Here is a 15,765-nt window from a genome sequence, read left to right as displayed (position 1 = left end):
CCTCGATTCTACCAGTTGCTACAGTACCTCTACCTGTAATAGAGAATACATCTTCAATTGGCATCAAGAATGGCTTATCTTGATCTCTAACTGGTTGCTCGATCCAAGTATCAACAGCATCCATCAATTCTTCGATTTTTTCAACCCATTTAGCATCTCCGTTAAGACCACCTAACGCAGAACCTTGGATTACTGGAGAGTTATCTCCGTCATATTCGTAAGTAGAAAGAAGATCTCTAACTTCAAGCTCAACAAGCTCCAAAAGTTCAGCATCATCTACCATGTCTACTTTGTTCATGAAAACAACAATTCTAGGTACGTTTACCTGACGGCAAAGAAGGATGTGCTCTCTAGTTTGAGGCATTGGTCCGTCTGTTGCAGCTACTACTAGGATTGCTCCGTCCATCTGTGCAGCACCAGTTACCATGTTTTTTACATAGTCGGCGTGACCAGGACAGTCAACGTGTGCATAGTGTCTGTTCTCAGTTTCATACTCGATGTGAGCAGTATTAATAGTAATACCTCTTTCTTTTTCTTCTGGTGCAGAGTCAATTGCAGAGAAGTCTTTTTTCTCAGCTAGACCTTTATCAGATAATACTTTACTGATTGCAGCAGTAAGAGTAGTTTTACCATGGTCAACGTGACCAATAGTACCAATGTTCAAGTGCGGTTTGTTACGATTAAACGTTTCCTTTGCCATGATTTAAAATTATTTGTTTAATTAATTATTTAATTTTTCGGTGCGCAAATATAAGGATTTTTTGAATATTAAAATCTTTTTTAGTAAAAAATTTAAATACTCAACATCAGCAACTTGCGCCGCCAATTCTATACTGAAATAAGGACTACAAATTTACAAAAAAAAATATTGCAATTAAAATCCCACTTCCCGATAAACTTTTCTAAAAATATTAGAAATCAACCTGAAAATTTTTCCAAAAAAAATCCCCCATTTCTGAGAGATTTCGGTGAGCCAACTATGAGATTTGAACTCACGACCTCTTCCTTACCAAGGAAGCGCTCTACCCCTGAGCTAAGTCGGCAAAACTTTAAAAAAAAATCACAAGCCGTTTGGTTGTGATTTTTTTTGAGCGGAAGACGAGGGTCGAACTCGCGACATTCAGCTTGGAAGGCTGACGCTCTACCAACTGAGCTACTTCCGCAATTTTTGTTTTCCAAAAATTTGTTGGTAAACGGTTTGCAAATGTAAGAATATTTTCAAAACTTGCAAATATATTTTTTATAAAATGTGGGGAGAGCAGGATTCGAACCTGCGAAGCCGAAGCAACTGAGTTACAGTCAGTCCCATTTAGCCACTCTGGAATCTCCCCAGTTTTATAAATGAGCCTCCAGAGGGATTCGAACCCACGACCCCGAGATTACAAATCACGTGCTCTGGCCAACTGAGCTATGGAGGCAAATAGATTTCAAAAGAACTCTTATCTCTTTTTGCGAGTGCAAATATAAAAGAGTTTTTTTGAAATCAACAAATATTTTCTAAAAATTTTTAACTTTTTTTTCTATGCCAATTCTTTTTTCTTGATTAACAGCTTTTTAGCAACATCAGCACATTGGTCTAAACTTTCTTCAAAACTTGCAGTGGTCTTCTTTACAACGATATCTTCGCCCGGAACTGCCAAAATAATCTCGGCTGTTTTATTTTCTTTATCAGCTTTGTTTTCTACTTTAAGGTAAACTTTGCATTCTAAAATTTTATCATAATAAGTGTCTAGCTTGCTTAACTTTTTTTCAATATATTCTTCAAGCGGTGCGTGTGGTGTAAGTCCCATTGACTGTACTGAAATTTTCATAATCTACAATTTTTTAGCTCTCGGATGAGCCTTGTTAAACACTTTCTTTAATTGCTCGATATTGGCATTAGTATAAACTTGCGTTGACGCTAAGCTGCTATGACCCAATATTTTCTTCACTTTAGAAATTTCAGCCCCATTTTCTAAGACGTGTGTAGCAAAACTGTGTCTTAAAATATGCGGGCTCTTTTTCTTCTTCGAAGTTACAAGACTAAGGTAGTTATTTACCACCAAATACACAAATTTCTCGTAGAGTTTTTTACCTGTTTTATTCACGAAAAAGTACTGTTCAGCACCTGTAGCAGGGCTTCTTTCCTTTAAATATTCTTGATAATCAGAAAGTAAAGATTCCGAAACCGGAACGATGCGCGCTTTGTTTCCTTTACCAATAACTTTCAGTTCATTTTTGGAAAAATCTACATTTTCGAGCAGCAGATTACAGAGTTCCGCCTTACGCATTCCGGTTTGGTAGAGTGTTTCGATGATGAGTTTTTCAAGCAGAGGAATATCCGCTGAACTTTCAACATTCTCCTGAAGATTTTCCATTTCATCTTTAGAGAAAGGAATTTGCTTTTCCGCGTAGAATTTTAATGATTGAATATTTTCTAAAGGGGAAACTTTAATATCACCAGTTTTTAAAAGAAAAAGATAAAAACTTCGCAGCGATGATAATTTTCGGTTGATGCTTCTTTTCGCAATTTTGTTTTCGCTGAGAGAAACCATAAAGTTTCGCACCACCTTTTTATTCACCTTCGACAGGTCTTCATGCCCTTCCGTTTCCATCACGAACGTCAGGAAATCACCCAAATCTTTTCGGTAACTTGTTACAGTATGCTCAGAATAGCGGCGCTCGACAGCGATATATTCTAAAAATTTCTCAACCATATAAAAACAAAAATCACTCTCCAAATATAACTCTTTGGAAAGTGATTTTATTATTTTAAAGTAGAAAAGTGGCTTAAGCCTGTTCTTCTTTGCTTAGATTTCTTTGCTTGTGAGCTGCTTTTAATTTAGCCTGTCTCAAAGTTACAGAAGGTTTTACAAACTGCTGTCTTGAACGAAGTTCTCTTACAACTCTTGTTTTGTCGTATTTTCTTTTGTACTTCTTAAGTGCTCTGTCGATAGACTCTCCGTCTTTTACTGGAATAATTAACATATTTTACATCTCATTTTGGACTGCAAAAGTACAATTAATTTTTTAACCTGCAAATTTTTATTCAAAATCATCATCTAATTCTTATTTGATTATCGTTTTTCGCCTTTAAAATTGCTATTTTTGTTGAAACCTGATTTTCAATGCAAAAAAGTTACACTGCGATTAATGCTTCTGCCGGTTCCGGGAAAACCTATACTTTGGTACAGCGTGTTTTGATGATTTGTTTAAAGCAACAAAACAATCACGATGCGATTCAGCATATTCTTGCACTAACTTTTACCAACAAAGCTGCGAATGAAATGAAGCAGCGTATTTTGGAATGGCTGAAAGATTTTACCAAACCGAATTACGCGGACAATCAAAATTTAAAATCGATCAAAGTCGAGCTTGAAAAACAGAATGTCCGTATTTCTATGCAGGATTTGCACGAACGCTCACAAAAAGTTCTGGACTACATTCTGCACCATTACTCTACACTGAACATCGGGACGATTGATAAATTTAATGCACGATTGGTTCGGAGTTTTTCTTATGAATTGGGTTTAGCTCATCAATTTAATCTCGAAATTCAGAGTGAACCGTTCTTAATTGAGGCTGTTGATAAAATGCTGAATGAAATTGGCGAAGATGAAAAAATTTCAGATGCTTTTATGGATTTCATCAATTATAATCTGGATAACGATGAAAGAACCAACCTCAACAATACGCTGTACAGAAAGGCAAAACAGTTTGTAAGCGATGTGCATTACGAGGAACTCAAAAACAATGAAAATTTCGGCTGGGATTCTTATGAAAGACTGAAAACTCAACTTCGCGAAGAAATTTCAAACCATAAAAATGAAGGTAAAAAAATTGCCGAATCTTCTTTAAGTTTAATTAAAGAGAAAGGTTTAACTGAAGAAGATTTTCAGGGTAAATCGAACAGCATCGCAGCGTTTTTCAGGAAATATTTAGAATTTACGAAGGATTCTAGCAAGGATTTCCCTTTTCCATCAAACGAAGAAAATACTTTGGCAAATTACCGAAAGGTAACGGCTTCAAAAGACGCATTTATACAAAGTTCGGTCGGTGAAATTGTTGAGTTTTTGATTGAAAGTCGCGCTGAAATTATCAGACATTTTATTCAAAGTCAGAAAAAAGAAAAAATTCTGAAAGAACTTTTGCCGCTCAAAATCAACCGTGAAATTCAGGACCAGCTTGAAATTATTGAGGAAGAAAACGATTTGGTGTTGCTTTCAAAATTTAATGTTTTGATTAATGAAAACCTTAAAAATGAGCCTTCCAACTTTATTTACGAAAAAATCGGAACCAAATACAACCATTTTTTCTTTGACGAATTTCAGGACACCTCGAAAATGCAGTGGGAAAATATTTTACCGCTGAAAGAACACACCGTTCATTCCGAAAACAGCTCTTTCACGCTTGTTGGAGACCCGAAACAAAGCATTTACCGATTTCGTGGTGGCGACAGCGAACTGATGCTGAATATTCTCAATCACAATGAAAAATCCGTCATTAAAGCAGATGTGGAAGTATTGGAAAGCAACTGGAGAAGCGCAAAACATATTGTGGAATTCAATAATGAGCTGTATCAATTTATTTCAAAAGATTTACAGCCGGAACATCAGGAACTTTTTTCGGATAAGGCAAAACAGATTCCGCAGAAGAAATTTTTGGGACGCGTAAAAGTAAACCTCAACGACTACGACAGAAAAACGGAGCCATTCTTTGAAAATTCTTCGGAGCAAATGCACCGCGATATTCAGGAGTGTGTTAATAACGGTTTTGATTTTTCGGACATTACCATTTTGTGCAGAACCGGAAAGGAAATTCAGAAATATGTACAATATCTCGGAAGCAAAAAAATCAGCTATAAAGGAAAGGAAACCTATATTAAAACCATTTCTGAACGTGGATTGACACTGGATTTAAGCAATACTTTGAATGCCATTGTCGAGTATCTTCGGTGGGAAAATCAGCCCAAAAATTTACAGTTTCCGGTGAAAATGCTGTACTTCCTGAATGAGTTGGGAAGAATCCACATCGAAAATTTTACAGAAACAATGCTGGAAATCCTCGAAGATAAATCTCCGGAAAAAATTATCGCTTTCATCAATGAAAAATTTAATATAAAACTTAGGCGCGACGATATTCCGCAACTCAACATTTATAATAATATAGAATATTTGGTTCGTGAATTTTCTGTTGCAGGAAAAGAAACTGATTTCTCGCTGAACTTTTTGGAAATGCTGTATAATTTCACCCAAAAATCAGGAGTTACGACCAAAGATTTTCTGAATTATTGGGATGAAGAGGGACATAAAATTTCCATACAGGCGAGTGAAAACATCGACGCTATTAATATGATGACGATTCACGCGGCGAAAGGCCTGGAATTTCCGGTTATTTTTCTGCCGATGCGAAATTCCGCCAAAGATGGCGAATTTAATGAATGGCTTCCTTTGCAGGAGTTCGGAGAATTGAAATCTGTTAATGTGAAGGCATTTAACAGCAGTCTTGCCGTTTATGACGAAGAAATTGCGAAGTTCAACACAGAAAATTCATATAAAAATACCATCGACCGTTTTTGTACGCAATATGTTGCAACCACGCGACCTGTAGAACAGCTGTTTCTGTATCTTCAAAGACCTTCAAAAACCGGAAAACCAATGGAAATCTTGGAATTTATCGAAAGTAAATCAGGAATTGGCGAAGACGAATTCGATCTTTATCCTGAAGTTGAAAAATCTTTCAGAAAGCAAAATTTTGAAGAAGCGAAAATTCAGCAGACTTTAGACATTCAAAATCTGGCGGAAAATCCCGAAAACATCAGTAATATTAAAATTGCAACACCTTCCAAAAATTATCAAAACACCGTACCATCGGTAAGAACCGGCATTTTTACGCATGAAATTCTTTCCAAAATAAATACCGAAAAAGATGTTGAAAAAGTTTTGGAAACCTATGTTTTGGAAGGGACTTTAAACTTGGCGGAAAAAGAAGAAATCGAAACAAAAATCCGCGACATTATCACCAACGAAAATTTCACAAAATATTTTGCAGAAGATTTAAAAATCATCAACGAAAAAGATATTATGCTTTCCGAAAATGATGAAACTTCTATTTACAGACCCGACCGTTTGGTGGAAACCACTGAAGGTTTTTACATTATCGATTTTAAAACCGGAGTCGAAAAAGAAAAGCACGAAGCACAGGTAAAAACCTACCAAAATGTTTTGGAAAAACTAGGCAAGACCGTGATTGGGACTGAGATTATTTATATTTAGTTTGTTAAACACAAAGACGAAAGGTTTTTATTTTAAAATCCTTTCGCTTTAAGGCGCAAGATTTTTTGACTTCGTCAAAATAAAAAAGCCTCTTTCGAGGCTTTTTAAATTTAATTACCAGCTTCAGGAACAAAAACCCGTTGAGCCAATTCCTGGTCGAAAAGATACAGCGCAGAAGGATTGTCTTTTACTCTTTTAATTTTCGAAACTAAAAGTGATGCGTTGGATTCTTCTTCCACCTGTTCTGTAACAAACCACTGTAAAAAGGCAGTTGTAGCAAAATCGCCTTCATCATTGGCTGCTTTCACAATAGCAAAAATACTTTTGGTCACCAGTTTTTCATGTTCCAAAGCTTTTTCAAAAACATCCTGTTCCGATTCGAATTCATGCGGAGGCTTAGGAATTTCACTGAGAATAATTTCTGCACCAACGTCATTCAGATAATCGAACATTTTATCAGCATGCATGAGTTCTTCTTTACTCTGCACGCGGAAATAATTGGAAATTCCTTCTAAATCCCTGGCTGCAAACCATGCAGACATCGAGAGATAATATTGTGCAGCATACTGTTCCTTAGCGATTTGGTTGTTGATTAATTGTGCAGTTGTATTGCTTAGCATTATGTGTTAATTTTTTTTTAAATATAATAAAAATTTGGGCATAAAAAAGAGCAGAATAAAATTCCGCTCTTCCACATTAAAAAAAACTAAAATTATGAACTATTTCTGCATCGGCTTCGCGTGCATTTTATTTTTGTCTAAGTCTTTATTCATTCCTTCACCGTGAAGTTTTGCTTTTCTATTCGCCATTTTTTCTGCTTTTTTAGCCTCCCATTTTGCATACTGTTCCGGAGTGAGAATTTGTCTCATTTCATTATCCATTTGCTGCTTATCTTTTTTGAAAGCTTCCATTTTTTGCTTTCTCAGCTCTTGGTTTTCTTTTCTTTGTGCTTCTCTTTGAGCCTGATGTTTTTCGTGCAATGCTTTCAACTGAGCAACCTGAACCTGAGTAAGATTAAGTTCTTTCTGCATTTCAGCCATATGTTCTGCTTTTTTCTGCTCCATCATTTCTTTTCTTTGCTGGTCATCTTTTGCAGGCATTGTTCTTTGCTGTGCCATTGCAAATGTTCCCATTCCTATTAAAGCAAGGCTTAAAACTAATTGTTTCATATCACTTATTTTGAATTATTTATTTGTCTTTTTGATGCTTTAAAAAGAGGAATGTTAAACCTAAAAAATGATAATTTTTGTTAAAAAATCAGAAATTTTCGCTCTTAAAGAGATTTGAGATAATTTTCTCGGTTTCATCAGGGAAATTAACCAAAATTTTGTGGTGAGAATCTACCCAATTTTTAAGTTTTTCATCGAATTCTTCTTCATGCCAAATCACAGGAACGCCCATATTTTCCATCGCCAAAGCGTTGCACTGCTGTTCATATTGGTTTTTCATAGGAACTGCTAAAACTTTTTTACCGAGAAACATTGCTTCAGCCGGACCTTCAAAACCACCACCGGTTAAAATTCCGCGACATTTTTTGAGTTCATTTTGAAATTTTTTGTTGTCGATTGGAAAAACCTCAGCGTTATTTTCAGTGTAATGTTCTTTTGTTTTTTTTGAAAATATTTTCCATTGCGTATCGGGAAACTGTCTGATTTTCTTCAGAATAAATTCATCGGAATAAGCAGGAAGATAAACGAGATAAGTTCCTGAATCCGTTGGTTTAAGATGTCTGATTTCGCTTCTAATGACAGGAGTATTGATGAAATCATCATATTTTTCAAAATGAAAGGCAATGTATTTTGAAGTTGGAGCATAATAATTCATTATCATTTTCCCCCAGTGAAAACCTTTCAACTGTGGCGTTTTCTTAGAAAGATATGCTGACTGATGACTTAAACCAATCGATTTTTTACCACGAAGTTTACATGCCCAAGCTGTTACAGGTTCAAAATCGTTGATGATGACATCATAATCTTTAACCGGAAGAGCTTTTACATCATCAAGAAACTTTTTGGTATTAAATTGCTTCCAGGTTTCTTTAAAATCTACACCTCCTTCTTTCCCAAATACAAATCCAAAACCATTAAACTGATATTTCACCTCATCATCTAAACCCACTTCTGCTTGAGTTCCGCTGATTAAAATATCTAAATCACCATATTTTTTCAAATGCGGAATTATTTCTCGGGCGCGGCTTACATGTCCGTTTCCGGTTCCTTGGATAGCATATAAAATCTTCATTGTAACGAAGTTAGAAGTTTAAGATCAAAATCATGTTTCAAAAACATTAAAAAAAGGAGAAACTTTTAAAAAGTCCCTCCTTTGGATTTATATGAAGTAATTTTTATAATTTCTTTCCTTTTCCATTTGAATGCGCTTTACCAGCGTTTCCTTTCGATTGTCCAGCAGCTTTGTAAGTAGTGCTCTTTCCTTTATAAGTTTTTGCAGCAGAAGTTCTGGTTGCTCTTGTTGTGTTCGGCTTATCGTTATTCTTGTTTCTGTTATAAACCGCTACCGGATTTTGTCCTTTATAATATTTGTTTTTGAATTTGGTATATTTTGTAGAACCAAAAATTCTTTCCATTGCATTATAACGGTCTGTTCTCCATCTGTCCGGATTGTTTCTGTACACTCTGTTCCAACTTTCGTAATCGTCATATCTGTCATTCAGCGCAAAATGTTGTTGTTTCTGGGCAGGAGTTAACAATAATTCTGCTGCAACAGTTTGCCAGTTGATTCCTGTGATACTGCTTCTGTAATCGTTATAATAACTGGATTGAGAAAAACCCAATGTAAATGCACTTAATAATATTACTGTAAATAACTTTTCCATTTTTTAAATGTTTTAATGATTTAATACTGTAATTTCAATGATTGCGCCAAACATTTAACAACTTAATTATCAAATAATTGCAAAAAAAAGAGCAGAAAAATCTGCTCTTCGTCAAAAATAAACTAAAAAATTTATGGGTTGGAAGTAAATCTCATTCCGCTGCTGCGGTTTGAAGATCTATTCTCGTTGGAGTTTCCTCGGTTTCCATTTTCATTTCTTTGTTGTTGTGGTGCGCTTCTTTGGTTCTGGAAACCACCATTATCGTTTCTTGGAGCTGAACTTCTAATCCCGGAATTGTTGCTTCTTTGGTTTTGATAAACATCATTAGATTGGCTTCTTTGATTTTCAAATCCTCCGTTCTGCTGTGCTCTTGGACTTTCGTAACCTCCGCTTCTTGGCGTATTATTTCTATAACCACCGTTCTCTCTTGTTGTAGATGGTACAGAACTTCTCATTCCGGAATCGTTGCTTCTTGCCTGTGTTCTGTTGGATGAAGAATTATTCCATGTTCCGCTGCTTCTTGGGTTACTGTTGTTCCCTTCTCTAAAACCTCCCGGATTGTGTGGATTTCTTGGCTGATTCCAACCATAGCGGTTTCCTACATTTTGGTGATATGAGTAACGGTCAACATGGTATACATTAATGTTTACATTTCTGTACATTGGAGCTACACGATATCTTGGTCTGTAATAATCTCTCCAGTAATTGTTGTAATAATCTACAGGACTATATCCGTTGTAATATCTGTTTTGGAAAACTACAAATACTCTTACTCCCAAAATTCTCTGTAAAGCGTAGAATCTATCATAATACCATCTGTTCGGATTCATTCTGTAGTAATTATTCCAAACATTATAGGAACCGAACTGTCTGTTCAAATCAATAATCATATTAATTTGATTATTTGTTAGTCCAAATTCATAGAAGAATCTATCCCAATTTACCATCGAAATACTTCTGCGGTAATCGTTATAATAACTTTCGTAATAATCGTCGCTATAATAATCATTTGGATATTCGTAATAATAATCATCCGGAAAATAGTAGCTGTCCTCTTCATCTCCGTAATAACCGTTTTCCGGCCATCCGTTATTTCCGTATCCGTTGTACGGATAATTTTGGCTAAATCCTAAACTGAACATTCCTAAAGCCAAAGCCAATATTAATTTTTTCATAATCTAAAAAGGTTTAAAACTAGACTTCTGTAAGAAATCTGTCTTTTTGATACCGAATAAAAAAAGAAGTTAAATCCTAAGACCTAACTTCTTTGTTAAATTTGTTATGAAACTGAAAATCAGTTACATTATTTTTAATTTCTGCCTGAATCCTGTATCCAGTGTGCAATTTTTTTGTTGAAAACCTGCTTGTTTTTAAGCTCTTCCAAATTCAAGTGCATTCTGTATCTCCAATAGTGAGGGAAAATCGCCGGAACGTTAATTCTCTCTTCATCCACATTCATATTTCTCAACTCATAATCTGTAGCCAAAAATTCCTGTAAGGGGAAAATAGCCAGCATCGCCTCGTTGTACAAATGCTGTTTCATGATAATTTCAGCCAAGCCCGGCTCCAAATCCCAAGGCGCAGTTCCGTACTGACCCAACTGATTATTGAAATATTTTTGCGTTAAACCACGGTCTTCATGCCACCATTGGCGCAATGTTGAACTGTCGTGTGAACTCGCCGTAACAACATTTAAGTAGCTCGCATTTTTTGGATTATAAAAGGGAATATTATCCGAAGGCATTCTCTGAACTTTCAAAGCGGTAATTGCCAATCTGTCCATTACTAGAGGAACACAATCCGGAACCAAACCTAAATCTTCACCACAAATCAACATTTTGGTGGCATTGAGGATTACTGGAAGTTTTTCCATCGCACTTTGGTACCACAAACCGTCCTGACGTTTGAAGAAATAATCTACATACAAATCGTAAATAGCTTTTTTCTCCCACTCGTTCAAATATTTATAAGAGTCCGTTTTATTGATGTTGAAACGAGGGTGATACACATAATCTCCGTCTCTTTCTTCCTGCAGGAACAATACATTTGCACAAAGCGAAATCAGTTTTTCCTGTGCCCACGGATGAGGATTATTGCTAAAATAATCTTTCAGTTTTCTTTGGGTATCAAATTCTTCTTTGAAAGTATAATTTCCGTTGAAATGGTTATTCATGAAGAACTCCACAATTGCATTTCTTTCTTCACCGAAATAATCCCAAAGAATTTGGTCGTTGATATAAGGTTTGCAATATCTATCGTAATTAAACGGAATATTTCTCGCTGCAAATTCTTCCATTCTCACCGGAACTGCAGGATAAAAATATCCCAAAATTCCCTGTGTTGCAGAAATCGGCATTCTCCAGATTCGGAAGAAACCAAGAATATGGTCAATTCTCATTGCATCGAAATATTTTTCCAATGCTTTGAAGCGGTTTTTCCACCAACGGTAACCGTCTGCTTTCATGGCTTCCCAGTTATAGGTTGGGAATTCCCAGTTTTGTCCTAAATCTGTAAATTGGTCTGGTGGTGCTCCAGCTTGGAAATCCATACCGAATAATTCAGGTTCTGTCCAGGCTTCAACGGAGTAACGGTAAATTCCAATCGGCAAATCTCCTTTTACAGAAATTCCAAGTTTATGAGTATAATCAATCGCCTCCTTCAACTGCAAATGCAACTGATACTGCGTCCAAACATGAAGCATTATTGCATCATATTCTTTGTGTTTCGCTGCGAACATTGGCGCAACTTTTCCTGCTATATATTTTTTGTGCGTTTTCCAGTCGTTGAAGTTTGGCGTTTTGTATTTATCACGCTGTACGCAAAAAGCAGCATAAGGAAGCACCCATTCTTCATTTTCTTTGATGAATTTTTTGAAGTTTCTGTCCTTATAAATTTTGTCTTTATTTTCTTCGAAAACCGCTTTTACAAACTTCCATTTTCCGGAAATCATTTGCTCGTAATCAATCAGACTTAAAGCATTCAGTTCGGCTTTTTTTGCTTGATACTCTTCAACTAAATTTTTAGGTAAATTGTATTCCAAACCTTCAACAGAAAGATATTGCGGATGTAAAGCATACACAGAAATCGCTGCATAAGGATAAGAATCTGTCCAGGTATAATTCGCTGTAGTATCATTAATAGGCAAAATCTGAAGTACAGAAAGATTGGTTTCTTTTGCCCAGTCTGCTAAATTTTTAAGGTCTGAAAATTCTCCTACACCAAAACCGTTTTCAGTTCTTAAAGCAAAAACCGGAACTGCAACACCTGCAGCATGATACAGTTCGTAAGATTTGAATTTAAAATAATGATCCGCTTTGATGTGCAGTAAATTCTTTTCACCATTTGGGAAAGCCCAACGATTGTCGCCGTATTCGATATCGAAAACTTTTCCGGAAACTTCATCGTAAACGCCGTATTTGTACTGAATGATTTGATTTTCTGTAATCGCGGCTGCAGCTTCCCAAACTCCAAGAGAAGTTTGCTCCATCTTCACAGCTTTTTCTGCCTCCCATTTTCCGAGACCTTCAACATTTCCAAGGATTACGATTTTCCAGTTCGGGTTGTACAATGGCGCTTCGAGACGGAAAAGATGAGTATGTTTCTTTAAAACCACAACCTTTCCAAATTTTTGTCCACTTAATGTATTTTCCAGAATTTTATTGGTCAAATAATTTTCCGGAAAATTCTTGAGATTCCAAAAATCAAAAACAACAAACTCGTCGTAATTGTGTGGAAGATTAAGATTGTGAAGCGCATATTCTTCATCCAGAATATTTCCACCCAAATCGGTCAACTGATATTTGTAAGAAAGTGTTTTGGAGAAATAATCTACTTCGGTTTTCCAGTTTCCGTTGTCGTCGTAGAACAGTTCGTGAAATTTCGGCTCCTGTCCTTCTTCAAGCATTTGCAACTGCATTTTCTCTCCTACTTTGGTTCCGAAATTAATGTTAAAAAATAGTTTCATGCTGTATGTTTTTAGCGACTGCAATTTAGAAAAAATTTAAAGCAAAAACTAAAAATTATGATTGATTTTTCGCAGTTTGTTTAATATTTAAACAATTGAAAATCAATAAGATTTAAAAACATTTTACTTGCACGCCAAAAACTGTCAATTTTAACACTTTATGCATAAAGCAAAATCTGATTTGGCAATCAAAAAAGCCTTCTGAGATTTCAAAAGGCTTTATCTTTTTATTTTAAATTTTTAATTGATAACGTAGGAAGTTCCGTCCCTTCCATCTTTCAATTCAATTCCTTCTGCGAGAAGTTTATCTCGAATTTGATCCGACAGTTCAAAGTTTTTCGATTTTCTAGCCTGGTTTCTCAATTCAATTAAAACCTGCAGGGTTTGGTCGAGCTTCGCGTTATTGTTTTCTTCAATATTTTGTAGCCCTAAAACTTCATAAACAAAATCGTTCATCAATCCTTTTAAAGTTTCCAAATCTTCAGCAGTAACGGTTTCCTTTCCGTCCTTCAAACCGAAGATAAATTTCACAGCTTCAAAAAGATGGGAAATCAAAATCGGTGAATTAAAATCGTCAGTTAAAGCATCATAACATTTGGTTTTCCATTCTTCTAAATTCATACTTGAAGAACCCGAAACATTTAACGCAGAACCCGAAACAATTTTAAGCGCTTCCATCAATCTCTGGTAACCTTTTTCACTTGCCACCATCGCTTCGTTCGAAATATCAAGAACACTTCTGTAATGCGCCTGCAAAAAATTGAAACGCACAATTGTAGGATGGAAAGGCTTTTCGAAGAAACTGTTGTTTCCGGTAACCAATTCCATTGGCAAAATATAATTTCCGGTAGATTTGCTCATGCGTTGTGCGTTCATGGTCAACATATTCGCGTGCATCCAATAATTTACCGGAGAAACATCGTTACATGCTTTTCCTTGCGCAACTTCACACTCGTGATGAGGAAATTTCAAATCCATTCCACCACCATGAATATCGAATTTTTCGCCCAAATATTTTGTGCTCATTGCGGTACATTCTAAATGCCATCCCGGAAAGCCTTCTCCCCAAGGAGAATTCCAGCGCATAATATGTGCAGGAGAAGCGGATTTCCACAGCGCGAAATCTTGCGGATTTTTCTTTTCATTCTGTCCGTCCAAATCGCGGGTGTTCGCAAAAAGTTCCTCAATATTTCTGCGGGAAAGTTCGCCGTAGTTCATTCCGCGGTTGTTGTATTCCAACACATCGAAATAAACCGAACCGTTGCTTTCATACGCCAAACCTTTATCCAGTAATTTTTGCGTGAGTTCAATCTGCTCTAAAATATGTCCGGTTGCTGTTGGTTCAATCGTTGGAGGCAACAAATTGAAAGTATCCAAAACTTTATGAAAATCCACAGTATATTTCTGTACAATTTCCATAGGTTCCAGTTTTTCAAGCCTCGACTGTTTTACAAAACGGTCGTTATCAACATCACCATCATCTGTTAAATGTCCTGCATCTGTAATATTACGAACGTAACGAACTTTATATCCCAAATGAACCAGCGTTCTGTAAATAAAATCGAAAGACATAAACGTGCGTACATTTCCCAGGTGAACATTGCTGTAAACCGTAGGCCCACAAACGTACATCCCGACATTATTTTCGTGGATGGGTGTGAAGATTTCCTTTTCGCCGGAAAGAGAATTGTATATTTTAAGTTGCATACTTTTAAGTTGGTTTGGGTTTGAAAGTTTGATGGGGTTTGATAACGTTTGAACTGCTTCAAACAAAATCAACGACGTCAAACAATTTCAAACAAATTATTTTAATCCAGTTTTGCGTGGCTTCCGACATAGTGAAGGAATTCCTGTCTTGTAATTGGGTTGGTTCTGAAAATTCCGCTGAGTTCCGCTGTAATGGTAGAACTTGCTGTGTCTTTAATTCCGCGACAGTTCACGCACAAATGCTTTGCATCAATGATACAGGCAACGTCTTTTGTTCCTAAAGCTTCTTTCAAAGCATGGACAATCTGCATCGTCAGTCTTTCCTGAACTTGCGGACGTTTCGCATAATAATCGACTATCCTGTTGATTTTTGAAAGACCAATTACTTCACCATTGGAAATATACGCAACGTGCGCTCTTCCGATAATCGGTAAAAAGTGATGTTCACAGAAAGAATATACTGTAATATCTTTTTCCACCAACATTTGGCGGTACTTATATTTATTGGAGAAGGTGGAAATGCCGGGTTTGTTTTCGGGAAGAAGTCCACCGAAAATTTCGTTCACATACATTTTGGCCACACGTTTCGGGGAATCTTTTAAAGAATCGTCCGTCATGTCCAGCCCAAGCGTGTGCATAATTTCAGCAAAATGCTTTTCAATAATTTCAATTTTTTCCTGCGGAAGTTTCTCAAAAGCATTCGCTCTTAAAGGAGTATGGTCTTTCCCGGTGAAAACATCGTCATCATTTTCAAAAGAATCTTTCATAAAAAGGATATTGAACGGCAAAATTAGCGATTTAAAATTTTTGAGAAAACATTTTAAACTGAAACTCAATTAATAAGTGTAGATAAGGGTTTAAAAATCTTTTAAAAAATAATAAAAAAATTGTAATGATTCAGAATTTTATATATTTGCACAAGTTAAACAATTATAAAAAATAATATTACTATGTCAGACATTGCATCAAGAGTGAAAGCTATCATCGCTGATAAGCTTGACGTTGAA

At 36.0% G+C, this 15,765-nt stretch carries 13 protein-coding genes and 4 tRNA genes; 1 reads left to right on the top strand and 16 read right to left on the bottom strand.

Annotated features, from left to right (window positions below):
* The 8 genes from Q0252_RS06245 to rpsU all read right to left on the bottom strand — a co-directional run.
* Nucleotides 1–700 (bottom strand): GTP-binding protein (locus tag Q0252_RS06245; RefSeq protein WP_297984671.1); only part of this gene is annotated, 700 nt, incomplete at its 3' end.
* Between the two features lie 271 nt (nt 701–971).
* Nucleotides 972–1,043: transfer RNA gene (locus Q0252_RS06240), tRNA-Thr, on the bottom strand.
* A gap of 47 nt (nt 1,044–1,090) precedes the next feature.
* Nucleotides 1,091–1,163: transfer RNA gene (locus tag Q0252_RS06235), tRNA-Gly, on the bottom strand.
* 87 nt (nt 1,164–1,250) lie between these two features.
* A tRNA-Tyr gene (locus Q0252_RS06230) sits at nt 1,251–1,331 on the bottom strand.
* A gap of 13 nt (nt 1,332–1,344) precedes the next feature.
* Nucleotides 1,345–1,418 (bottom strand) — tRNA-Thr (locus tag Q0252_RS06225).
* Between the two features lie 102 nt (nt 1,419–1,520).
* Nucleotides 1,521–1,811, bottom strand: coding sequence for an HPF/RaiA family ribosome-associated protein (locus tag Q0252_RS06220; protein ID WP_297984670.1), 291 nt, complete (start codon nt 1,809–1,811; stop codon nt 1,521–1,523).
* Between the two features lie 3 nt (nt 1,812–1,814).
* Nucleotides 1,815–2,696, bottom strand: a complete 882-nt coding sequence (locus Q0252_RS06215; RefSeq protein ID WP_297984669.1) for a tyrosine-type recombinase/integrase — start codon at nt 2,694–2,696, stop codon at nt 1,815–1,817.
* 73 nt (nt 2,697–2,769) lie between these two features.
* Nucleotides 2,770–2,967: a 30S ribosomal protein S21 gene (gene rpsU, locus Q0252_RS06210; protein ID WP_297984668.1), complete on the bottom strand. Its 198-nt coding sequence runs from the start codon at nt 2,965–2,967 to the stop codon at nt 2,770–2,772.
* A 140-nt stretch (nt 2,968–3,107) separates the two neighbouring features.
* On the opposite strand from rpsU, the gene Q0252_RS06205 reads away from it, so the two are divergent.
* Entirely contained in the window at nt 3,108–6,254 is a 3,147-nt protein-coding gene (locus Q0252_RS06205) for an exodeoxyribonuclease V subunit beta (RefSeq protein WP_297984667.1), read from the top strand.
* A gap of 110 nt (nt 6,255–6,364) precedes the next feature.
* On the opposite strand, the gene Q0252_RS06200 is transcribed toward Q0252_RS06205, so the two are convergent.
* The 8 genes from Q0252_RS06200 to folE form a co-directional block, all read right to left on the bottom strand.
* Nucleotides 6,365–6,874, bottom strand: coding sequence for a ferritin (locus Q0252_RS06200; protein WP_297984666.1), 510 nt, complete (start codon nt 6,872–6,874; stop codon nt 6,365–6,367).
* A gap of 99 nt (nt 6,875–6,973) precedes the next feature.
* Entirely contained in the window at nt 6,974–7,423 is a 450-nt protein-coding gene (locus Q0252_RS06195; RefSeq protein ID WP_297984665.1) for a hypothetical protein, read from the bottom strand.
* 88 nt (nt 7,424–7,511) lie between these two features.
* Complete coding sequence (locus Q0252_RS06190; RefSeq protein WP_297984664.1) at nt 7,512–8,495, bottom strand: glycosyltransferase family protein; 984 nt, start codon at nt 8,493–8,495, stop codon at nt 7,512–7,514.
* Nucleotides 8,496–8,598: 103 nt separating this feature from the next.
* Nucleotides 8,599–9,087: a hypothetical protein gene (locus Q0252_RS06185; protein WP_297984663.1), complete on the bottom strand. Its 489-nt coding sequence runs from the start codon at nt 9,085–9,087 to the stop codon at nt 8,599–8,601.
* Nucleotides 9,088–9,218: 131 nt separating this feature from the next.
* Nucleotides 9,219–10,262: a hypothetical protein gene (locus Q0252_RS06180; protein WP_297984662.1), complete on the bottom strand. Its 1,044-nt coding sequence runs from the start codon at nt 10,260–10,262 to the stop codon at nt 9,219–9,221.
* A 134-nt stretch (nt 10,263–10,396) separates the two neighbouring features.
* Nucleotides 10,397–13,051: a 4-alpha-glucanotransferase gene (locus tag Q0252_RS06175; RefSeq protein ID WP_297984661.1), complete on the bottom strand. Its 2,655-nt coding sequence runs from the start codon at nt 13,049–13,051 to the stop codon at nt 10,397–10,399.
* Between the two features lie 240 nt (nt 13,052–13,291).
* Nucleotides 13,292–14,758 carry a cysteine--tRNA ligase gene (gene cysS, locus Q0252_RS06170; protein ID WP_297984660.1) on the bottom strand — a complete coding sequence of 489 codons (1,467 nt, stop codon included), beginning with the start codon at nt 14,756–14,758 and terminating at the stop codon, nt 13,292–13,294.
* 101 nt (nt 14,759–14,859) lie between these two features.
* Nucleotides 14,860–15,525, bottom strand: a complete 666-nt coding sequence (gene folE / locus Q0252_RS06165) for a GTP cyclohydrolase I FolE (RefSeq protein WP_297984659.1) — start codon at nt 15,523–15,525, stop codon at nt 14,860–14,862.
* Nucleotides 15,526–15,765 lie beyond the last annotated feature (240 nt).

Origin of the sequence: uncultured Chryseobacterium sp., assembly GCF_936933875.1 — a bacterium.
Taxonomy (GTDB): domain Bacteria; phylum Bacteroidota; class Bacteroidia; order Flavobacteriales; family Weeksellaceae; genus CAKZIK01.
This window is presented reverse-complemented; position numbering and strand designations above follow the sequence as displayed.